Annotated in this window: 16 protein-coding genes, 5 tRNA genes and 1 pseudogene; 18 read left to right on the top strand and 4 right to left on the bottom strand. The window is 55.0% G+C overall.

What is annotated here, in order from left to right:
• The first annotated feature begins 3 nt into the window (after window positions 1–3).
• The 3 genes from ACE419_RS04975 to ACE419_RS04965 all read left to right on the top strand — a co-directional run bounded on the left by ACE419_RS04975 (window position 4) and on the right by ACE419_RS04965 (window position 1,518).
• On the top strand, window positions 4–465 hold the full coding sequence (locus tag ACE419_RS04975) for a hypothetical protein (RefSeq protein WP_435721234.1): 462 nt from the start codon (window positions 4–6) through the stop codon (window positions 463–465).
• Window positions 466–591: 126 nt separating this feature from the next.
• Window positions 592–996 carry a helix-turn-helix domain-containing protein gene (locus tag ACE419_RS04970; protein ID WP_432647115.1) on the top strand — a complete coding sequence of 135 codons (405 nt, stop codon included), beginning with the start codon at window positions 592–594 and terminating at the stop codon, window positions 994–996.
• Between the two features lie 6 nt (window positions 997–1,002).
• Window positions 1,003–1,518, top strand: coding sequence for an ImmA/IrrE family metallo-endopeptidase (locus ACE419_RS04965; RefSeq protein ID WP_435721233.1), 516 nt, complete (start codon window positions 1,003–1,005; stop codon window positions 1,516–1,518).
• Between the two features lie 118 nt (window positions 1,519–1,636).
• Here the strand turns inward: ACE419_RS04965 and ACE419_RS04960 are convergent, their stop codons facing one another.
• Window positions 1,637–2,806, bottom strand: coding sequence for an acyltransferase (locus ACE419_RS04960; protein WP_435721232.1), 1,170 nt, complete (start codon window positions 2,804–2,806; stop codon window positions 1,637–1,639).
• A gap of 57 nt (window positions 2,807–2,863) precedes the next feature.
• A complete protein-coding gene (locus tag ACE419_RS04955) occupies window positions 2,864–3,586 on the bottom strand; it encodes an SIMPL domain-containing protein (protein ID WP_435721231.1) in 723 nt (240 codons plus the stop codon).
• Window positions 3,587–3,862: 276 nt separating this feature from the next.
• Here ACE419_RS04955 and ACE419_RS04950 point away from each other — a divergent pair, with 276 nt between their 5' ends.
• The 10 genes from ACE419_RS04950 (at window position 3,863) to ftsY (ending at window position 11,547) form a co-directional block, all read left to right on the top strand.
• A complete protein-coding gene (locus tag ACE419_RS04950) occupies window positions 3,863–4,222 on the top strand; it encodes an ASCH domain-containing protein (RefSeq protein WP_432648291.1) in 360 nt (119 codons plus the stop codon).
• A gap of 138 nt (window positions 4,223–4,360) precedes the next feature.
• Window positions 4,361–4,437: transfer RNA gene (locus ACE419_RS04945), tRNA-Asp, on the top strand.
• Window positions 4,438–4,441: 4 nt separating this feature from the next.
• Window positions 4,442–4,516: transfer RNA gene (locus tag ACE419_RS04940), tRNA-Gly, on the top strand.
• A gap of 7 nt (window positions 4,517–4,523) precedes the next feature.
• A tRNA-Cys gene (locus ACE419_RS04935) sits at window positions 4,524–4,597 on the top strand.
• A 13-nt stretch (window positions 4,598–4,610) separates the two neighbouring features.
• Window positions 4,611–4,685 (top strand) — tRNA-Gly (locus ACE419_RS04930).
• Window positions 4,686–4,694: 9 nt separating this feature from the next.
• Window positions 4,695–4,768, top strand: a tRNA-Cys gene (locus tag ACE419_RS04925).
• 77 nt (window positions 4,769–4,845) lie between these two features.
• Entirely contained in the window at window positions 4,846–5,763 is a 918-nt protein-coding gene (locus ACE419_RS04920) for a hypothetical protein (protein WP_435721230.1), read from the top strand.
• Between the two features lie 273 nt (window positions 5,764–6,036).
• The gene (locus ACE419_RS04915; protein ID WP_432647823.1) at window positions 6,037–6,972 is read left to right on the top strand and encodes a LysR family transcriptional regulator; all 936 of its coding nucleotides are present in this window, start codon (window positions 6,037–6,039) and stop codon (window positions 6,970–6,972) included.
• Between the two features lie 3 nt (window positions 6,973–6,975).
• Window positions 6,976–10,569 carry a chromosome segregation protein SMC gene (gene smc, locus ACE419_RS04910; RefSeq protein ID WP_435721229.1) on the top strand — a complete coding sequence of 1,198 codons (3,594 nt, stop codon included), beginning with the start codon at window positions 6,976–6,978 and terminating at the stop codon, window positions 10,567–10,569.
• A 63-nt stretch (window positions 10,570–10,632) separates the two neighbouring features.
• A complete protein-coding gene (gene ftsY, locus ACE419_RS04905) occupies window positions 10,633–11,547 on the top strand; it encodes a signal recognition particle-docking protein FtsY (RefSeq protein ID WP_432647821.1) in 915 nt (304 codons plus the stop codon).
• Between the two features lie 106 nt (window positions 11,548–11,653).
• Here the strand turns inward: ftsY and ACE419_RS04900 are convergent, their stop codons facing one another.
• On the bottom strand, window positions 11,654–12,886 hold the full coding sequence (locus tag ACE419_RS04900) for an LL-diaminopimelate aminotransferase (protein ID WP_435721228.1): 1,233 nt from the start codon (window positions 12,884–12,886) through the stop codon (window positions 11,654–11,656).
• Window positions 12,887–13,455: 569 nt separating this feature from the next.
• On the opposite strand from ACE419_RS04900, the gene ACE419_RS04895 reads away from it, so the two are divergent.
• Together ACE419_RS04895 and ACE419_RS04890 are read left to right on the top strand one after the other, a co-directional pair.
• Window positions 13,456–14,796, top strand: a complete 1,341-nt coding sequence (locus tag ACE419_RS04895) for an anaerobic C4-dicarboxylate transporter (RefSeq protein ID WP_435721254.1) — start codon at window positions 13,456–13,458, stop codon at window positions 14,794–14,796.
• 86 nt (window positions 14,797–14,882) lie between these two features.
• Window positions 14,883–16,157, top strand: a complete 1,275-nt coding sequence (locus ACE419_RS04890; protein ID WP_435721227.1) for a nickel-dependent lactate racemase family protein — start codon at window positions 14,883–14,885, stop codon at window positions 16,155–16,157.
• A gap of 250 nt (window positions 16,158–16,407) precedes the next feature.
• Here the strand turns inward: ACE419_RS04890 and ACE419_RS04885 are convergent.
• Window positions 16,408–17,277: pseudogene (locus ACE419_RS04885) on the bottom strand (LysR family transcriptional regulator); the annotation flags it as partial.
• A gap of 269 nt (window positions 17,278–17,546) precedes the next feature.
• On the opposite strand from ACE419_RS04885, the gene acpS reads away from it, so the two are divergent.
• The 3 genes from acpS to ACE419_RS04870 all read left to right on the top strand — a co-directional run bounded on the left by acpS (window position 17,547) and on the right by ACE419_RS04870 (window position 20,641).
• Window positions 17,547–17,918: a holo-ACP synthase gene (acpS, locus tag ACE419_RS04880; protein WP_435721226.1), complete on the top strand. Its 372-nt coding sequence runs from the start codon at window positions 17,547–17,549 to the stop codon at window positions 17,916–17,918.
• Window positions 17,919–17,920: 2 nt separating this feature from the next.
• Window positions 17,921–19,507: an NAD(P)H-hydrate dehydratase gene (locus ACE419_RS04875; RefSeq protein ID WP_435721225.1), complete on the top strand. Its 1,587-nt coding sequence runs from the start codon at window positions 17,921–17,923 to the stop codon at window positions 19,505–19,507.
• Between the two features lie 72 nt (window positions 19,508–19,579).
• The gene (locus tag ACE419_RS04870) at window positions 19,580–20,641 is read left to right on the top strand and encodes a branched-chain amino acid aminotransferase (RefSeq protein WP_435721253.1); all 1,062 of its coding nucleotides are present in this window, start codon (window positions 19,580–19,582) and stop codon (window positions 20,639–20,641) included.
• The last annotated feature ends 135 nt before the right edge of the window (window positions 20,642–20,776 follow it).

The following is a 20,776-nucleotide window of genomic DNA, read 5'->3' as shown; positions in this document are numbered from 1 at the left end:
GATATGGATATTTTAGAAAGGAAAATCGGGCGCCTGCCCTTTGTCATCATGAATCTGCTGCTCTATATCATGGTGCCGTTTTATTATGCGGCCTGGGAGTACCGGAGCTTTGCAGCCTATGCACAGGCTCCGGACGGACTCGTCATGGGCACGTTCTGCATCTTGGAGGACGGCATTCCGTTCTTTTTCGGCAGGGAAGCCGGCGGCCTGGCCTCGCTGGAATTTACGGCGCCGTTCTGCCTTTTGCTGCTGCTCGTCACGCTCTGGCGCTGCAATGACTGTCGGGCAAGCAAGTGGTGGCTGCTCGGCCAGTGCCTGCCGCTTTTGAATGTGCTGACGCTCGTCATTTTGACGGTGCGCAGGAGTCAGCCCGTCACGCGTCACTTTATCCGGTCGCGTCAGGAGGTATTTTCGGAAAAGAGCCGGGAGTCGGACTGCCTGACGCAGCACCGCCATATTGCCTGAGCCGGAGCGTCAGGCCTTGCCGCCAAAGCGGACAAATGTTAAAATTAAGAAACAGGAAATAAGGAACAAGGTTGAGAAAAGTGGGCGAAAGCCAGGACTCAAAAGGACAGGAAAGAGGGAAACATCGTGAAGTTCTGTGATAAATTGCTGCAGCTGCGCCGGGCGCGCAGGCTGACGCAGAAAGAAGTAGCAGCGGCCTGCGGCATTACGCGCCAGACCTACAGCGGGTACGAGTCGGGGGAGCGCTATCCAAAGAAGAAAGAAACGTATCGGGTGCTCGCGGATTTTTTTGCTGTGAAGGTCGACTATCTTTATACAGATTCGGAAGCCTTCATCGGGGAAGCGGGCTCGCAGTACGGCAGGCGCGGCATGGCGCAGGCTAAAGAACTCGTCGGGCAGCTTGCGGGCATGTTTGCGGGCGGCGAGCTCTCGGATGAGGACCGCGATGCGGTCATGCGTTCTCTCGAGCGTGCCTACTGGCTGGCCAAGGAAGACAACCAGAAATACACACCGAAAAAATACAGGAAGTGAAGCCCGATGGATTCTCTACAGCTTTACCGCTCAGCCTGCAGGGTGCGGCCGGAAAATGGCCGCGATATGCTGGCTCTTGCGAAGGACCTCGGCATCCATGTGGAATTTGCCGACGACTACAAGAACCTTTTGGGCATGTACTTCAATAAATGGCATCACCGCTTCATTTTCCTGAACAGCCGGCTCGATGAGGACTGGCTGCCGATGGTCCTCGCGCACGAGATCGGCCACGACCAGCTGCACCGCGACCTCGCGAAAACCGGCCTGCAGGAATTCGAGCTCTTTCGCATGAACAGCCGCACGGAGTACGAGGCCAATGCCTTTGCCGCTCATCTGCTGCTCGACAACGACGAAGTTTATCATTATGTGCGGGCAGGAGAGGACGTCGCGGCGATTTCGCAGCGCCTGCACACGAATATCAACCTCATGCTCATCAAAATGCGCGAGATGGTTTCGCTCGGTTACGACCTGCGCCTCACGGATGACGGCGACAGTCAGTTTTTTAAGCATATCCGTGCCTGACTTTGCCTGACTTTCCCATGCGCACAGAATCTGCGCACGTAATTTATAAAGAAAAAACCTGCCGTCCCGGCCAATGCATGGTCAGGATGACAGGTTCTTTTTTGTCCGTTATTTTATTTTATTTTTTTCTTGGGTAGACGCCGATGGTCCATTCGTTGAGCAGGGGCAGATGTTCGCCGATTTTGCGGCAGACTGCTGCTGCGAACATGGAAAGCCCGAGAATCACGAAGTAGTAGACGATGGTGACAGGAGCCGTCATCAGATGACCGCTTTTCTGCAGGGCCACCGAAACATACGTGATGAAGAACGGATGGACGAGATACGCAAAGTACGAATGACGCCCGAGCTGGTGCAGGATGGGATTCAGGACTTTGGGATACTTCTGGTACGTGAAAATCGTGAAGAAGAAAATCGACGAGGCCAGCGTGTAGAAAAGTCCTGCAGGGCAGAGCTGATGAGCCGTGTTGATGGCCTCAAGTGCCGTATAACCCGTCTCGTAAATCAGCTGGTAGTAATACGCGACGAGCCAGACGAGCGCTGCCCAGAAGAACACCGTGACGGCACGGCGGTATTTCTGCATGAAGTTCTGGAATTCGTGGATATGGACCGCGAGATAGCCGCCGAGCACGAAAATGAAGATGTAGTGGACGACCCAGTAATTCAGGCGGTACATGAGGAACGGCTTGAGCCACGAATGGTCGGGCAGGCCGTAAACGAAGGTGTTGAACGGCACGGAAAAACTCGACCAGTAGTCAAAGGCAATCTGCGCGATAAAAAGCAGCGTCAGACTGATGAGGCCTGCGCGCCGCACGATGGCAATCCAGAGCGGCATTAAGAGGTAGAACCAGATGAGAATCACGAGGAAGTACAGCTGGTATTTTGCCGTGCCGAAGAACAGGATGGTCAAAAAGTGCAGCGGGTCCGGCAGGCCTACGCGGTAAAACAGGCCATCGTGTACAAGGTAGAAGACGGACCAGACGATATACGGAATCAGGACGGTCCGGAAGCGCTTCTTCATGAAGGCTCTGTAATTGAGGGGCTCATGAATATCGAGATTGTAGAAGAGCCCGAAAGCCGAGATGAAGAAGAAAATCGGCACGCTGAAGCGTGAGGCCACTTCGAGAAGGGCAATGAGATGGATATTGGCGGTCTGATTCATGAGGTACTGTGAGCCCACATGAATGGCAATGACGCCCATCATGGCAATGCCGCGGATGTATTCGATGGCCGGCAGGCGCGGCTTGCGCTTGCGCACAGGGGCTGCTGCCGGACTTGCTTGCTCTGCCAAAGAAAAAACTCCTTACTTCTATATTAGGATATTAGAATGAATCAATTCGGACAGGAATCAGTCGCCGAGGATAAAATCGACATGGACGTTGGCCGTCATCGAGAGGCTGCCCGGTGCAATCGGCGTACTTGCGTCCTTGGCCATAGCGGCCATCGACACCATGTTGAAGCGGCGCGTCTCAAGGTAGCCCGTGCTCTCGCTGACATTCTGGATGCCGACGATGCGTTTGCCAAGGCCCTTGGCGATGACATCAGCCTTGTCGCGTGCATCCTGTACCGCGTTTAAAAGCGCGGTCTTGCGGACGGCGCGCGTGTCGCTGGCGGAGAAGTCGAGCGAGTTGATTTCGTTGGCACCGTTATTGAGAGCGGCGTCAATGACTTTGCCCGTCAGCTTGATGTCACGGACGACGACGACGACGGAGTTGTTGACCGTGTAACCCGTAATCTTGTTGTTCTGTCCCTTTTCCGTGCTGTAATTCGGGTAGAACGAGTAATTGCGCGTCTGGATGTCCTTAGCCTCGATGCCAAGGCCTTCGATGGCCTTCTGAATCTGGTTTGACGTCCACGCGTTGTCGTTCTGCGCTTTGCCGGCATCGCTGCCCTGCGTCGTCACGCCAATCGTGACCGTGGCCATGTCAGGCGTGGCCGTGCCCGTGCCCTGACCGTCTACGGAAAGCATCGGGGGAGCCTTGGGCTCCTGCTGCGCTGCGGCAAAAGCCATGCTGCAGGAGAGCATCATCAGGGCGCAGACCAGCGCGAAGATGTGTCTTACGTTTTTCATACAAAAACCTCCAATCAATAAAATAACATGTATCCATTCTAACACACTTTCAGACGCGATGCATGAAATTTACGGGAATGTCCATGAAGAACGGACAGACTAAAAAACGCAGGAATTTTTATATCAGGAGCAGGATATTATGGCCCTTAGGGAGAATTATACAAAAAGAATTGAAAAGCCGGCTTTTGGTACCCTGCCTCTTTTTATAAGCGGCAGTTAAGCTGGTTTGTGTATAATGTATCCTATAGTAAAAGCAAGGATGGGAGATGCTTTATCATGATGGCATTGAATTTTCAGGCTGCCAAGCATAAGAAGATGATCATGGAGCGCACGAAGAACTGCACCGTTCGTCTCGGCGATGTCAGCAAGCTCTATCCGGAGGGCTCGATCGTCTGGATTACCTCGGGCAAGAAGGGCGAACCGAAACACCGCATTTACACGGCTTACCTCGACAAAGTCCGCGTCAAGACGATGGGCACGCTGACGAGCGCCGACCTCGGTCATCAGAATCCGGAGATCAACTCGCGCGAAGAACTCATCGAGGATTTCGAGCGCATCTACAAACGCCGCATCCTGATGGAAGATACGGTCACCGTTATCTATTTCTCGGAAGTTCACGATGACCTGCAGGATTGATGGTTAACCAGTGTTTTGGGGGAGTCGGGGCAGGAATTTTCACCTGTCCCAACTTTTTTCAAAAAAGGTGTTGACAATACAGCACATTGTCCGTATAATAATACATGTCGCTGAAACACAGCGGCAACAACAGAAGACGGCCCGGTAGTTTAGTTGGTTAGAATGCCGCCCTGTCACGGCGGAGGTCATGGGTTCAAGTCCCATTCGGGTCGCCATCATGCGGAAATAGCTCAGTGGTAGAGCACCACCTTGCCAAGGTGGGGGTCGCGAGTTCGAGCCTCGTTTTCCGCTCCATTATTTCGGCGACATAGCCAAGTGGTAAGGCCGAGGTCTGCAAAACCTTTATCCCCAGTTCGATTCTGGGTGTCGCCTCCAATTTTATATTCATGCGGAAATAGCTCAGTGGTAGAGCACCACCTTGCCAAGGTGGGGGTCGCGAGTTCGAGCCTCGTTTTCCGCTCCATTTTATTTTGGCGACATAGCCAAGTGGTAAGGCCGAGGTCTGCAAAACCTTTATCCCCAGTTCGATTCTGGGTGTCGCCTCCAAGATGAAATGCAGCCCGGAAGGTTTTCTTCCGGGTTTTTTATGTTGTGTTTTTATAATCAGGATAGGAGTGTCACCTATGGCCAATGAACCGTCCCGCATCACGGACAATCTGCTGAATATCTTCAATTATTCCTTCGTGGAGACCGTGCCGTATGCGTTTTTTAAGCCTAATCCGGAGCGCGATATTGCCGTGCGGCTCATCGACAAGGAATATCACTGTCCGGGCTGCGGCAAGGTGACACACGTCGTCTATCAGCAGCGCCCGCTGACGTATTTTTCAAAGGGCAAGCTCGCGCAGCAGCGCCGCATTTACGATAAGCTCGGCAAGCATTTTCCGACCATGGGCGAGATTGAAGCGGGCACGCCCTTTACGAATGAGGCCATTGGCTACTGCCGCAGATGTGCGGAAAAGGGACTGCTGCAGGACGAGACGCCTGCGCAGCGCGTCTGCAATCTCTCGCAGGAGCTTCACGCCGAAGATGAGCTCGTCGTGGCCAAGGCCAAGGCCGCGATGGAAGAAGCCCTCAAAAAATGGCTCGCCGGTGTCGAGTCGGCCGAAGAATTCCTGCAGTACGGTCTCGGCGATTTCAATGCCGTGCGCGACCTCATCTGTGCCGTCATGCTGCAGGACACGGAGCCTGTGGAAAAAGTCCTTGCAGATTATGCGCAGAAAGCTGCGTCAATCAAGGCTGAGATTGAAAAGCTGTTAGACGGGCTGCCGGACAAGTGGAAGGCCTATGCCGCGCGCTCGACCGGTGTCTATGAATCCATGAACGACAAGATGTACCATGAGTATACGGTCATTTTCCCGCAGGCCGGCATGATCCCCGAGGATTATTACATCTACCGTGCCATTGAGAAGAGCCGCGTGCGGATGTTTTTAGAGCAGCCGCGCATTGAGACGCTCGAAGAGCTCTTGACGGAAGTCGGCTTCCACGGCGAGTGGATTGACCTTGTGAACCAGCGCCTGCAGGAACTCGTGCAGAACGCTTAAAAGAATCCCTTGTGCGGGAATTATGAACGATTCCCGCACAGGGGATTTTGCTTTTTCGCGTTTTTTGCGGTAATTTGTGTCATCTGCACGAATATTTCACTCTATTTCACGGCAGAGCCGCCCTATATTATGGTAGATATGGGCAACATATGCTAAAATAGAATCGTTGCGAATAACGAATAAGAAACGGCCGGCCGCCAGCGCAGGAGCGCAGGGAAATGGGGGGATGGCAGCAGGCCGTGGCAATAAGAATTATGGTATGGGGGAATACAGATGGAATTCCGGCAGTTGGAATATTTTTGCACGATCAGCGAACTCGAGAATTTCACGCGCACGGCCAAGGTACTGCATGTCTCGCAGCCTTCGGTCACCAAGGCCATCAAATCCTTGGAAGCGGAGCTTGGGCTGACGCTCATCGACCGCAGTCAGAAACACGTCACGCTGACCGAGGCCGGCAAGGCCTTTTTGATTCATGCCCGCCGCATTATGCAGGATATGGAAGCGGCCAAGCAGGACATGATGCGTTTCTGCGTGGGCGGGCGCGGCACGATTCATTTTGGCGTGCCGCCGATGTTTGAAGCCTATCTCTTTCCGGAATTCTTCAAGGATTTTCGCGCGCAGTTCCCGAATACGCGCCTCGATGTGCAGGAATTCCGCGATTCCGACGAGGTGCGGGAACGCGTGGAGCTCGGAGACCTCGATTTTGGCGTCATTTTTGGCAGCGGCGGGGAGCATGTGCCCAATGAATTTGCCATCATGCAGGACGAGATGAGCCTCTGCCTGCCCTTCACGCATCCGCTTTGCCAGAAAAAGCGCATTACATTTGCGGATTTTGCCCATGAGCGGTTTGTCCTGCAGCTGCCGCGCACGTATCAATACCGCGAAGTTTTTACGCGCTGCGTGGAGGCGGGCTTTACGCCGGATGTCATGCTGACGACATCGCAGCTCAAGACCATCAAGCAGCTTGTGGCCAACGGCACGGGAATTTCCATCCTGCCGAATTTTGTTCTGCGGCAGGAGCATGCCTTTGCCAAGCGTCCGCTCACGCCGCCGATTGTGGCGCGCACGTCGCTTTACTGGAGCGGCCATAAAGTGTTTTCCGTACTCGACAAGGAATTTTTGAATTTCATGAAGGACTATGCTGCGGAAGGAAAGTTTCAGGAAGAATCCGAGGCCCCGGAGGGGGCCGGAGAAGACAGGCAGGTGTAACGATTGCAGCTCAAACGCCTTGAGGCATATGGCTTTAAATCTTTTGCGGATAAAATCACCATCGATTTTGACCGTGGCATCACGGCCGTGGTCGGACCGAACGGCAGCGGCAAGAGCAATATCACGGATGCCGTGCGCTGGGTGCTCGGCGAACAGAATATAAGGAATCTGCGCGGCACGCGCTCCGAAGACATCATCTTTGCCGGTTCGGCCACGCGCCGGCCGCTGAATGTCGCGGAGGTCTCGCTGATTTTTGACAACGACGGCACCCTGCCTGTGGATTTCCGCGAGGTGGCCGTGACGCGCCGCCTCTACAGGAGCGGCGAGAGCGAATATTACATCAACCGCTCGCGCTGCCGCCTCAAGGATATCTATGACCTTTTTGCCGATACGGGCATCGGCCACGATGGCATGAGCATCATCAGCCAGAACCGCATGGATGATATTTTAAACAGCCGTCCGGAGGACCGCCGCGCCTTTTTCGAGGAAACGGCCGGCATCACGAAATACCGCAGCCGCAAGCGCGAAACGGTGCGGAGGCTCACGGATACCGAGGCCAATCTCCTGCGCGTGCAGGATATCATGCAGGAAATCGAGCATCAGCTTGAACCCCTTGCGCGCCATGCGGAAAAAACGCGCCAGTACAATGAACTCCATGAAGCATACCGCCGCTGCCAGTTGACAAAGCTCGCGCGCAGTGCAAAGCGCGAGTCGGAGCGCAAGACTGCCAATGCTTTAAAAATGAGCAAAGCCCGCGATGAGGCCATGGCAGTCGAGACGGAAGCGAAAAAAGCCGGCGCAGCGAAAGAGGCCGTGCAGAAGGACATCTTGGACCTCGAGCAGACCATGCGCAGTGGTGCAGAGGCCAATGAGAGCCTGCGCCAGAAACTCGAAAAAGCAAGCCGCGAGGCCGCGGCGCTTGAAGAGCGTCAGGAACAGAACGGCGTGAGCAGCGTGCGTCTTGCAGCCAGAAACAAGGAACTGCAGGAGGCCCTCGTAAAATCCGTCAGCGAAATTGGCCGTCTGTCGGGCGAAGCCGCTGATAAAAAGGCGAAGTTCACGGCTGCTGACGAAAAGATTGCGGCGCAGCAGGAGCGCGCGGCCAAGATGGCGGCCATCGTGCTGGAGAAAAAGAAAAAAGCACAGGCAGCGGCAGCTGCCAAGGAAGCTTGTCAGGAAGAACTCGCCAATGCCAAGCAGGAACTCGCGGTGCTCGACCGCGATATTGAAAATGGCAGCGAGGGGCAGCAGGCGCGCAGGGAAGCCATCGCCGCGGCTGAGCAGAAGCAGAAAGAACTGAGCTCTGCTCAAAAAGAAATGGCAGCGGAAGTTGATAAGGCCGAAGTGGAGCTCCAAAAGGCGGTAAGCCGGCAGCAGCAGGCGCGCCATGCCCAGCAGGAAGCACAGGCAAACCTCGCGCTGTGCCGCGAAAAGCAGGATGCACTGCGGCAGAAAACGGCCGGCCTGCAGGAAAAAATCGATTTTCTCCAGCACCTGCAGGAAGATTACGAGGGCTTTGGCAAGGCGCCGAAGGCCATTCTGCAGAGTACGGAGAAGTGGCATAAAGGCGTGGCCGGCGCCATTGCCGAGCTTTTGACCATCCCACAGAAGTACATGACGGCCATCGAGGTGGCGTTAGGCGGCAATCAGCAGAATATCGTCACGGACGATACGGATACGGCCAAGGCGGCCATTGCTTACCTGAAACAGAAGCATCTCGGCCGCGTGACGTTCCTGCCGCTCTCGACACTTGCCGTGCAGTATCCGAAAGAACAGGAGAAAGAAGCGGAAAAGGGCGAAGGGGCCATTGGCTGGGCCAATGAGCTCGTCGAAACAGCGCCGCACTGCCAGAAAGCAGCGGACTTCCTCTTGGCGCGCATCCTCGTCGTCGACACCCTCGACCATGCCTTAGCCCTTGCGAAAGAGCAGCATTACCGTCTGCGCATTGTGACGCTCGACGGCGAATTTCTCGCGCCGGGCGGTTCGCTCTCAGGCGGCGGCCGGCCGCGCCGGGAGACGAGCTTTTTAAACCGCAGTGCAGAAATCGAAGCCCTGCAGGCCAAATATAAAAAAATGCGGCAGGAACTGCAGGTTCAGGCCAAGGCAGTCAAAGAGGCGGCCAAAGAAGCGGCCCTTGCGGAAAATCAGCAGGGCGAGTGCCTGAAAGAGGTACAGCAGCAGAGCGTCAAACGCGCGGAACTGCGCGTCAGCCTCGCAAAGCTGCAGGAAAATCTCGCCAGTCAGGAAAAAGAGTTGGCAGGCCTTCTGGCAGCTGATGAAAAAAGTCAGGCCACGTTTGCCGAGAGCCAGAAGCGGCGCGTACTGCAGCTGCGCAGAGTCAAAGAGCTCACAGCGGCTTTGCAGGCAGCCGGCAAAAATGTCGAAGAAAGCGTCTTTGCCCTCGAGGATGTGGAGCAGGATGCAGGGGCCCTCGCCAAGTGCATTCAGCAGGATGAGCTCAGGCGCACGGTTCTCGAGCAGGAATGGAAGCGCAGTCAGGAACAGACGGAGCTCTACCGTCAGGAAAAACAGCGCAGTGAACAGGCCCTGAAGGAAGTCGAGCAGGAACAGAAAAAACTCGCGGCAGACAGTCAGGCAAGTGCCGTGCGCTTAAGGGAACTCGGACAGCAGACACAGTCGTGGCAGGATGCCTTTGAGGAAGCGCAGCAGAAGCAGCGTCACCTCTATGCCCGGCGCATGGACAGGATGGCTGCAGGGCAGGAGCTTGAGGAGAAGGCGCGCGCGCTTGCGCGAAAACTCAGCCAGAAGCAGGCGGAAATTCACGAACTCGAGCTTGCGGCCGCCAAAATCCAGATGCTGCTCGAGGACAGCCAAAAGGCGATTCTGCAGGACTTCGGCCTGACGCCGGAGCGCGCCCTCGAGAAAGCTCTTGACCTCGAGCCGCAGGCCTTGCGCGCGCGCATGCAGTCGCTCAAAAAGAAGATGGACGACCTTGGCCCCGTCAATCCGAACGCCGTCGAGGAATACGAAAATCTGCAGCAGCGCCATGCCTTCATGAAGAAGCAGTCGGACGACCTCGTTGAGGCCAAGGAGAATCTCGCGCATATCTTAGCGGAGATGGACGAGGCGATGACCGAGCAGTTCCAGTCAGCCTTCGCCGACATTCAGCGTTATTTCGGAGAAATCTTCGTGCGCCTCTTCGGCGGCGGCCGCGCCGAGCTCAAACTGCTCGACGAGCACGATGTTTTGAACACGGGCATCGATATCCTCGTGACGCTGCCGCAGAAGAAGCGCCAGAGCCTGGCGGCGCTTTCGGGCGGCGAGCGCGCGCTGACCGTCATTGCGCTGCTCTTTGCCTTTTTGCGCTACCGGCCGTCGCCTTTCTCGGTGCTCGATGAAATCGACGCACCTCTCGATGAGGCGAATGTCGTGCGCTTTGGCCGATTTTTGCAGGAATTTGCCGCAAAGACGCAGTTCATCGTCGTCACGCACCGCAAGGGCACGATGGAAGCCGCCAATTCGCTGTACGGCGTGACGGTCGAGGAATCGGGCGTTTCGAAGATCCTGTCCGTCCGTCTCGATGATGTGCGCGCTGCGGATGCAGATGGTATGGACGATGCTGGGAATGCAGATTGAGGACAGGCCCTGCAAAAGCAAAAACATAGGAATCATAGAATACAGAATATAGGAGGAATCAGCATGGGATTTTTTGATAAACTGAAGAAGGGACTCAACAAGACCCGCGAGAATTTTACCAACAAGATTGAAAAAATCATCATCGGTTATGCCGATATCGACGAGGACCTGCTCGACGAGCTCGAGGAAACGCTCATCATGGCCGATGTCGGTGTCAAGACGACGGATAAGCTCATGACGGCTGTGCGCAAGGGCATCAAGAAAAAGGAAATCAACACCCCGGAAGACCTCAAGCCATTTTTGCAGAAGCAGATTGTCGAGATTCTGACCGCAGGTGAGGACAAGACACGCATTGCAGAGAACGGTCCTACGGTGCTGCTCGTCATCGGCGTCAACGGTGCCGGCAAGACGACGACCATTGGCAAGCTCGCAGCTTACTATAAAGGGCAGGGAAAATCCGTGCTGCTCGCCGCTGCCGATACATTCCGCGCTGCGGCCATCGACCAGCTCGAAGTCTGGGGGCAGCGCACGGGCGTGCCGGTCATCAAGCACGAAGAGGGCTCGGACCCTGCTGCCGTGGCTTTTGACGCCGTCAAGGCCGCTGTGGCGCGCAAGGTCGATATGCTGATCATCGATACGGCCGGCCGCCTGCAGACGAAGTCAAACCTCATGCAGGAGCTTGAAAAGATCAACCGCGTCATCGGCCGCGAAATTCCGGGAGCCCCGCATGAGACGCTGCTCGTGCTCGATGCCACGACGGGACAGAACGCCATCAGTCAGGCAGAACTTTTCACAAAAGCCGCGCCAATCACCGGTGTCGTGCTGACGAAGCTCGACGGCACGGCCAAGGGCGGCGTCGTCATCGGCATCAAGAGCCAGCTTGCCATGCCGGTCAAGTGGATTGGCGTGGGCGAGGGCGTCGAGGACCTGCGCCCGTTCAATGCCGAGGACTTTGCCAAAGCCTTGTTCAACGAATGATTTTACCGAAACCTACAATATATATACTGGATATATACTGGCACAAAAAATCGGTATGCCCGCAAGCGGGTCATACCGATTTTTGCTGTGCTTATTTAGCTGTGAATCAGAATTTGAGCTTAGCGAAGCGGGCTACGGCGCGCTTCGTGTTCTCACGGCTGCCGAAGGAAGTAAGGCGGAAGTAGCCTTCGCCGCACGGGCCAAAGCCTGCGCCCGGCGTGCCGACGATGTTGACTTCATGCAGCAGTTTGTCGAAGAAGTCCCACGAGCTCATGTTGTTCGGGGTCTTGAGCCAGATGTACGGGGCGTTGACGCCGCCGAAAGCCTGAAGGCCTGCAGCCTTGAGACCCTCGCGGATGATGCGGGCATTTTCCATATAATAGGAAATGAGTTCTTTGACCTGCTTCTTGCCCTCTTCCGTGTAGATGGCAGCGGCGCCGCGCTGAACGATGTAAGCCGTGCCGTTGAACTTCGTCGTGTGACGGCGGTTCCAGAGTTTGTTGAACGGTACGAGCGAACCATCCGCTGCGCGGCCCTTGACCGTCTTCGGGATGATCGTGTAGCCGCAGCGCGTGCCCGTGAAGCCGGCCGTCTTGGAGAACGAACGGAACTCGATGGCGACGTCCTTGGCACCCGGAATCTCGTAGATGGAACGCGGTACATCGTCTTCCGTGATATAAGCGGCATAAGCGGCGTCGAAGAGGATGACGGATTCATTTTCTTTGGCATAATTGACCCACTTCGTCAGCTCTTCGCGCGAGAGCGTCGTGCCCGTCGGGTTGTTCGGGCAGCAGAGATAGATCATGTCGACTTTTTCTTTCGGCAGGTCCGGCGCAAAGTTGTTTTCAGCCGTGCACGGCAGATACGTGACGCCTGCAAAGTGGCCGTCATCCTGCAGCGTGCCCGTGCGGCCGGCCATGACGTTCGTGTCGAGGTAAACCGGGTAAACAGGGTCCGTGATGGCCACCTTGTTGGCAAGGCCGAAGATTTCCTGAATGTTGCCGCAGTCGCTCTTGGAGCCGTCACTGACGAAAATCTCATCCGAGGCAATCTCGATGCCGCGGTCCGTGTAATTGTTTTTGATGATGGCTTCCGTCAGGAATGAATAGCCCTGCTCCGGACCGTAGCCATGGAACGTCTCAGCCTTGGCCTGGTCGTCAACGGCCTTGTGCATGGCCTCGATGCAGACCTGCGGCAGCGGCTGCGTGACATCGCCGATGCCGAGGCGGATGATATCCGCATCCGGATTTGCTTCCTTATAAGCAGCCACGCGGCGCGCGATTTCAGCGAAGAGATAGCTGCCGGGCAGCTTCAGATAGTTATCATTAATGGTAGCCATAAAATGAACTCCTCCTCATAGAATTGTTATCAGTATAACTTTTTAGCATATTATATCACAACATTATGCATATGGCTACTGGATTTCCCGTGGAATCCGCAAAAAATGGTGAAAGCGGCGATAGTTATCGTATGAGATATTCCCATAAATCTTGTAAATTATTCATAAAAGGTATCATTACGGTGAGAATTAATTATAATTAATTCATGATAAGATGTATTTATTATTAAAATATTTTATAATAAATAGTATTTACTTATACTTGACGCTTATTGTATAATAAATGCGTACTTAAGGGATGTTGTACTGTCCTTTGTTTGTTTTTTGCTGTATCCTGTGTGCAAAATGAAATCATGTTTCTAGGCAAAATATTCCTGACAAAAATTTTATTTATCGTAAAATCCTTGCAGGAATATCGACAGGTGAGAGCGAAAACATCAAACAAGCGAAAATAATCCATTGTTCAAAATTGTTTTGTGGGGAAATGATATTGAATATCATGGATTGATGTCGTTAGGACAGACATTCGTGAAGTAGTGTGGGTATCTGTTTTATAGGAAGGGGAGTTTATCTTGGTACTTGGTATCTGTATCCTGCTGGCGTGCCTGATCGTCGGTGTACGTTACGGCAGTCTGGGTCTTCCAGTTATCAGTGGTATCGGCCTTATCATTTATGTCTTTGCTCTCGGCTACAAGCCGGGCACGCCGCCAATCGCCGTCATGCTGACGATCATCGCGGTCGTCACCTGCGCCGGCTATCTGCAGACGTCGGGCGGCCTTACGGTCATGCTCAAATACGCAGAGAAGTTCCTGCGCAGCAACCCGAAGCGCGTCACGATTTACGCGCCGATCACGACGTGGCTGCTGACCATCCTCTGCGGCACGGGCCACGTTGTTTACACGATGTTCCCGATCATCTATGATGTCGCCATTCACGAGAACATTCGCCCGGAGCGTCCGATGGCTGTGGCCTCCGTCGCTTCGCAGATGGGTATCTCGGCTTCGCCGGTATCCGTTGCCCTTGTCAGTATGGCTGGCTTCATCAGTGCTGCCGGCCTGCCGTTCACGGTCATCAACCTGCTGGCTGTCTCGATTCCGGCTACGTTCTGCGGCGTTATCGTCGCTGCTCTCTGGAGCTACCGCCGCGGCAAGGACCTTGCTGACGACCCTGTCTTCCAGGAGTACATCAAGGATCCGGCTCATAAGCAGGATGTTTACGGTGCTCAGACCGAGTCGCTGCAGGACAAAGAGCTGCCGTCTTCGTTCTACCGCGCCATGTACATTTTCTTCCTCGGCATCATCATCATTGCCGTACTCGGCAACTTCCCGCAGGTTCTGCCGGCTTTCCCGAACGCAAAGGGCGTTCTGAAGCCGATTTCCATGACGACGGTCATTCAGATGATCATGCTCGTCATCGCCGCTGCCATCCTGATTTTCTGCAAAGTCAACGCCAAAGACGTTGGCAAGAGCCAGGTCTTCCATGCCGGCCTCGGCGCAGTCGTCTGCGTTTACGGTGTTGCCTGGATGGCTGATACGTGCTTCTCGAACCACATGACGGAGCTCAAGGAACTCATCGGCGGCCTCGTTCAGGCTTATCCGTGGACGTACGCCCTGGCACTCTTCCTCACGTCGAAACTCGTTAACTCGCAGGCTGCTGCTGTTTCCATCATCGTGCCGCTGGCTCTGACCATCGGCGTGGACCCAGTCGTCATCCTGTCCTTCATCTCGGCCTGCTACGGTTACTTCTTCCTGCCGACGTATCCTTCGGACCTCGCCTGCATCAACTTCGACCGTTCCGGCACGACGCATATCGGTAAATATGTCCTGAACCACAGCTTCATGATCCCGGGCCTGCTCGGTGTCTTCACGGGCTGCGTGGTCGGCTATATCATTGCACATATCCTTTACTAATTATGAGGGGTCTGTCAGCATGAAAAGGGGAGACACTTTGTGTCTCCTTTTTTTCATAGGAAAAATATAGAAAGGATTTTGATTTTATGAAGGAGTATACATTCCATTACGGCCATGGCACGAAAAGTTTTTCTCTCGATGAGACGAAGGTCATCAAGGAAGTCGATATGCCGGCCGTCAAGCCGCTGACGGATGTCCGTCAGGCCGTACTTGACGCGATTTATCATCCGATTGGCCAGAAGCCGATCAATGAGGTCATCAAGCCAGGCGATACCGTGACGTTTATCTGCAATGACCCCACGCGTGTTGCCAACAGCTTTGATTTCATGCCGGTGCTCGTTGACGAGATGAATAAGCTCGGTGTGCCTGATGAGAATATGCAGATTGTGTTCTCGCTCGGTACGCACCGTCTGATGACCAAAGAGGAAATGGCGGAGGGTGTTGGTGAAGACGTTGCCAAGCGCCTTAAGATGTACAACAGCGACTGCAATGTGCCAAGTGACTTTGAGTACTTTGGCACGACGAGCCGCTTTACGCCGGTGCTCATCAACAAGCACATCTGCCACAGCGACCACGTCATCCTGACGGGCACAATTGTGCATCATTATTTCAGCGGTTACGGCGGCGGTCGCAAGGCCGTGCTGCCGGGCTGTGCCGCGATGGAGACTGTGCGCCATAACCACAGCTTCATGATGGACCCGAATGCCGGTCTCGGCCGCACCGTCGGCAACCCTGTCTACGAAGACCAGATGGAAGGCGTGGCACTCTGGGCTAAGGGCAGAAGCGTCATCCTCTTCAACGCGATTCTCGACGCCGAGCACCGCTTCCTCCGGATGTTTGCCGGCGATTATATCAAGGCCCATCAGGAAGCCTGCAGGTTCGTTGATGAAGTCTACGGTGTTAAGATCCCCGCACAGGCCGATATCACGATTGCGAGCTGCGGCGGTTATCCAAAGGATATCAACGTCTATCAGATGCAGAAAACCATGGATAATGCTGTGCTTGCGACGAAGCAGGGCGGCGTCGTCATCCTCTTGGCAGAGTGCGAAGAGGGCAGCGGCAGCAAGGTGCTTGAGGAGACCTGCCGCACGCTGAAGACGGCCGATGCTATCGAGGCCAAACTGCGCGAGCGCTTCCTCATCGGCGCCAACAAGGCGTATGCGATCACGCGCCTGACGAAGAAGGCTCATTTCATCCTCGTCACGGGCCTCGACCGAGCCCTTGCCAAGGATATGCTGTTTGACGGCGCTGTCGATACGGTGGAAGAAGCACTGAAACTCGCGGAGCAGTATGTCGGCAAAGACCCCAGATACATCCTGATGCCGACGGGCAGCCTTACGGTACCGCTTTACAAGCATTGATGCTCTCAAACCATATGGCAATATAGAAGAAAAATCCCTTCCGGAACTATGCAGTGCATGTTTCCGAAAGGGATTTTTTATCCGTTATGAATATATATCAATATGGAACTTGAATTTACTTTTTGTCAGAGGCAGCGGACGCTTTGGAGTCCGTTGGCGAAGTTTTGGCAGTTTTAGGTGCTTTTGCTTTGCGGTCTTCTTTGTCAGCCGAAGGTGCAGGCTGCTTGCTGTCTTCTTCCAGGGAGTTGCCCTTTAAAAGGTCTTTGCAGAAGTCAATGAAGGACTGGGCAGCCTTTGAAATGTAGCGGTCTTTTTTCCAGGCGAGTCCGACGTCGACGAAGACGGGGTCTGAGAGCGGCAGCGTCTTGAGGCCCGGTACTTCGTCTGCGACCATATCCAAAAGGAACGTGATGCCGACACCGTTAGCGACCAGGCCCTTGAGCGTATTGATCTGGTTGGACTCCAGCACGATGTTTGGCGTGACACCCGCTTCCTTCATGCGTCCGAGAATGGTCTGGCGCAGGAAAGAGCCTTCTTTTAAGAGGACGATCTTCGTATCGACGACATCGTCCATGGAAATGCTCTTCTTTTTCGCGAGCGGGCTGTCTGCGGGCACGCAGCAGACAATCTGGTTCTTGGACATGGGCAGCTGCTGCAGGCGGTTTGAGGCGCCCGAGAGGATGATGATGCCGAAATCGAGTTCATCGCGCTCGAGCTGTTCGCGGATGGACATCGAAGCTTCTTCGTGCATGAAAATGTCGAGGTGGGAGTAGCGGCGCTGGAAGCTCGAAAAGATGCGCGGGAAGAGGTAGGCGCCCATCATCGGCGGCACACCGATTTTGATGGTGCCTTTCTGGAGCTGCTTGTAGTCGTTGACTTCAAGCACGGCATCCTGGATGTTGCGCAGGGCCAGCTCGACCCGGTTCAGGAAGACAGCGCCCTCTGGTGTCAGGGCCAGCTGCTTCTGACTGCGGTCAAAGAGCTGTATGCCGAGCTCCGCCTCGAGTTTCTTGATGGCAACCGTGATGTTCGGCTGGGAAACACGCAGGCGTTCCGCAGCGCGGGTGATATTTCGCAGACGGCTGGCCATCTGGAAATATTCAAGTTGTCTGAGTTCCATGGGAATCGCTTCTTTCTTTATAAATTCGCTTTATTTAGTGCCATTATAACATATTTTTGATGAATATATGGTAGTATAACCAAAAATTATCAAAAATATTTTCGGTTTCTGTGAAAAATGCGGATTGCTCTGGAAAAATAACCTTTTTTTATCTGTTCGGGAGTGTTTATGATAATTTTCAGGGGCCGGAAGGAAATTGGCGGGCTGACAGGGAATTGTATATTAAAAAGATATTACGAAGGATATGAAGGAAACGAGGGGGAACTGCATTGATTCGGGGAATTGGTACGGACATCGTCGAGATTGCGCGCGTGGAGAAGGCCGTGAGCAAAGAGGCTTTTCGCGCGCGTGTCTATACAGAGGCAGAGCGCACTTACTGTGAGGGCCGCGGCAGGCAGAAGACGGCGAGCTACGCGGCGCGCTTTGCGGGCAAGGAGGCTGTGCTCAAGGCATTGGGAACGGGGCTGCGCGGCGGGACACTGCATGACATCGAGATCCTGCCCGATGACCTCGGGGCGCCGCAGGTGACGCTCAAAGGGTATTTTGCCACGCTGGCGCGCCGCAAGTCCGTCTCACATGTCTGGGTTTCGCTGAGCCATTCGCAGGCTTATGCCACAGCTCAATGCGTCGTGGAGGGATGAGCATGAAGATATCACTGGTAAAGGAAATGCGGGAAATCGACAGGCGTGCAGGCGAAGAATACGGCCTGCCCGAGCTCCTGCTGATGGAAAATGCCGGCCGCCAGACAGCGGCCGCGATGATTTCTCTCCTGGGTTCCGTAAAGGGGAAGACCATCTGCGTTCTCGCGGGCAGCGGCAATAACGGCGGCGATGCTTTTTCGGCAGCGCGTTACCTTTATAATGAAGGCGCCGCCATCAAATTGTTCCTGACAGGGAATCCGGAGCACATCAAGGCTTCGCCGTCTGTCATGCAGCAGGGCCTTGCGGCCATGGGGATTTCCGTGCACGGCCTTGCGGGAGAGCGCGATATGGACCGTCTGCGCCTGGCTCTGCGCTTTGCCGATGCCATCCTTGACGGCATTTTAGGCACGGGCTTCCGCGGTACGCTGCGCCCGCTTGTCAGGCAGGCCGTCGAACTCGTCAATGCGGCGAAAAAGCCCGTGCTCTCCATCGACATCCCGAGCGGCGTCGAGGCGGATACGGGCGGCGTCGCGGATATTGCGGTCAAGGCCGACTGCACGCTGACGCTCGGCCTGCCAAAGCCCGGACATTTCCTGAGCCCCGGGGCAGAGCATGCGGGAAAAGTCCTCGTCGACGGCATCGGCATTCCGTGGCCGCTCCTGGAGGATCCTGCCATCAAGCAGCGGGAAATCGATGATGAGCTTGCCGCTTCGCTGCTTCCCGCAAGGCCCAGGGCAGCGCATAAGGGCAGCTGCGGCCGCATTCTCGCCGCGGCCGGCTCGCGCGGCATGACAGGTGCAGCCGCGATGTGCTCGCTCGCGGCCCTGCGCGCCGGCTGCGGCATCGTGACACTGGCCGTCCCCGAGAGCCTGCAGCCCATCCTCGCGGGCAGGCTCACCGAGGTCATGACCAAGGCCATCCCCGAAGAGGAGCCGGGCATCCTGGGCGGCAGCAGGGCTCTGCAGGAAATCACTTCTTCGGCCGCTGCGTATGACGCCGTACTGATTGGTCCGGGGCTTGGCCGCGCTGAGGCCGCGCAGGCGCTCGTCCGCGCCCTTCTGCAGAATCTTGACAAGCCGCTGCTCCTTGACGCCGATGCCATCTATGCCTTAAGCGGCCAGCCGGAAATCCTGCGCGAGGCAAAGCATGTGCCTGTTTTAACGCCGCATCTTGGCGAGATGGCAAGGCTGCTCGGGCTCTCGGTATCCGACCTGCGCGAGGACCTCGTCGGCATGGCCCGTGAAGCGGCCCAAGAGTATCATGCTATTTTCGTCGTCAAGAGCGAGTGCACGCTTGTGGCTTATCCGGACGGACAGGTCTTTTTCACGACGAAGGGCAACGCCGGCATGGCGACGGCCGGCGCAGGCGACGTGCTCGCCGGCACGATTGCCGGACTCATGAAACAGATGCCGTATGAAAAAGCGCCGCTTTTGGGCGTTTACCTGCACGGACTGGCCGGCGACCTTGCCTATGCGGAAAAAGCGGAAGGACTCATCGCGGGCGATATCCTTGCAAAGCTGCCGGATGCGCGCCAAAAACTGAAATACATGGATGAAGCAATAGACATGTCGTTGCCAAAAAGACAATAATGCATATTGCGTGTAAAGTTTCCTATTTTTAGCCTGAGTACTATTGACAAACTGTACAGGCGGGACTATGATATAGATACTTTAACGGAAAGAAAAGAGGAGTTTTCAATGGCAAAAGTAGATATTGATTGGAACAACCTGGGTTTCGCTTATCAGCCGATTTCCCAGCGTTACGTTGCAAACTTTAAGGATGGAAAATGGGGCGAAGGTCATCTGACCGATGACGCAAATGTCACGATCAATGAATGCGCCGGCATCCTGCAGTACTGCCAGGAAGTCTTTGAAGGCCTCAAGGCATATAAGACGAAGGACGGCCGCGTCGTCACGTTCCGTCCGGACATGAATGCAAAGCGCATGATTGATTCGGCAAAGCGCCTCGAGATGCCGCCGGTTTCCGAGGAAATGTTCCTCGAAGCTGTCGATCAGGTTGTCGCAGCCAACAAAGACTGGATTCCTCCTTATGAGTCCGGCGGTGCCCTTTATCTGCGTCCGTATCTCTTCGCTACGGGCCCGGTCATCGGTGTTAAGCCGTCCGATGAATACCAGTTCCGTCTCTTCGGCACGCCGGTTGGTTCTTACTTCAAAAACGGCGTAAAGCCGATCACAATCTGCGTCAGTGATTACGACCGCGCTGCCCCGCATGGCACGGGCAACATCAAGGCCGGCCTGAACTACGCCATGAGCCTTTATCCGTACATCCTCGCTCATCAGAGAGGCTATGATGAGAACATGTACCTCGATGCTGCAACGCGTACGTACGTTGAGGAAACGGGCGGTGCCAACTTCCTGTTCGTCACGAAGGACGGCAAGATTGTCACGCCGAAATCCGACAGCATCCTGCCGTCGATTACGCGCCGTTCGCTCGTTACGATTGCCGAGCACCTCGGCTACACGGTCGAGCATCGTCCGGTCAAGTTCACGGAACTCAAGGACTTTGCCGAAGCCGGCCTCTGCGGCACGGCTGCTGTCATCTGCCCGGTCGGCAAGGTTGTCGGCAACGGCGAGACGATCGAGTTCCCGAGCGGCATGAAGGAAATGGGTCCTGTCCTCACGAAACTCTACAAGACGCTGCGCGGCATTCAGCTCTGCACGGTCGAAGCACCGGAAAAAGGCTGGGTTCGCGAAATCAAGTAAGCTGCGATTTGTTCATGGTCTGGCTGCCTTTGGCAGTCAGGCCATTTTGTTTGTCTTAGGAGTAAAAAATTTTGACAGTCACAAGGATTTTGCGGATAACGGCGAGAATAGCTTTATTGTAGATATATATATTGT

The sequence above is a fragment of the Mitsuokella apri genome (assembly GCF_047974105.1).
In the GTDB taxonomy this organism is placed as follows: domain Bacteria; phylum Bacillota; class Negativicutes; order Selenomonadales; family Selenomonadaceae; genus Mitsuokella.
This window is presented reverse-complemented; position numbering and strand designations above follow the sequence as displayed.

Excerpts from the sequence above, each read along its gene's own strand:
- ACE419_RS04920 (WP_435721230.1), top strand. The coding sequence starts at position 4,846 with ATGGCCAATGAACCGTCCCGCATCACGGACAATCTGCTGAATATCTTC.
- ACE419_RS04965 (WP_435721233.1), top strand. The coding sequence starts at position 1,003 with ATGGATTCTCTACAGCTTTACCGCTCAGCCTGCAGGGTGCGGCCGGAA.
- ftsY (WP_432647821.1), top strand. The coding sequence starts at position 10,633 with ATGGGATTTTTTGATAAACTGAAGAAGGGACTCAACAAGACCCGCGAG.
- ACE419_RS04950 (WP_432648291.1), top strand. The coding sequence starts at position 3,863 with ATGATGGCATTGAATTTTCAGGCTGCCAAGCATAAGAAGATGATCATG.
- ACE419_RS04915 (WP_432647823.1), top strand. The coding sequence starts at position 6,037 with ATGGAATTCCGGCAGTTGGAATATTTTTGCACGATCAGCGAACTCGAG.
- ACE419_RS04955 (WP_435721231.1), bottom strand. The coding sequence starts at position 3,586 with ATGAAAAACGTAAGACACATCTTCGCGCTGGTCTGCGCCCTGATGATG.
- ACE419_RS04975 (WP_435721234.1), top strand. The coding sequence starts at position 4 with ATGGATATTTTAGAAAGGAAAATCGGGCGCCTGCCCTTTGTCATCATG.
- ACE419_RS04900 (WP_435721228.1), bottom strand. The coding sequence starts at position 12,886 with ATGGCTACCATTAATGATAACTATCTGAAGCTGCCCGGCAGCTATCTC.
- ACE419_RS04890 (WP_435721227.1), top strand. The coding sequence starts at position 14,883 with ATGAAGGAGTATACATTCCATTACGGCCATGGCACGAAAAGTTTTTCT.
- ACE419_RS04875 (WP_435721225.1), top strand. The coding sequence starts at position 17,921 with ATGAAGATATCACTGGTAAAGGAAATGCGGGAAATCGACAGGCGTGCA.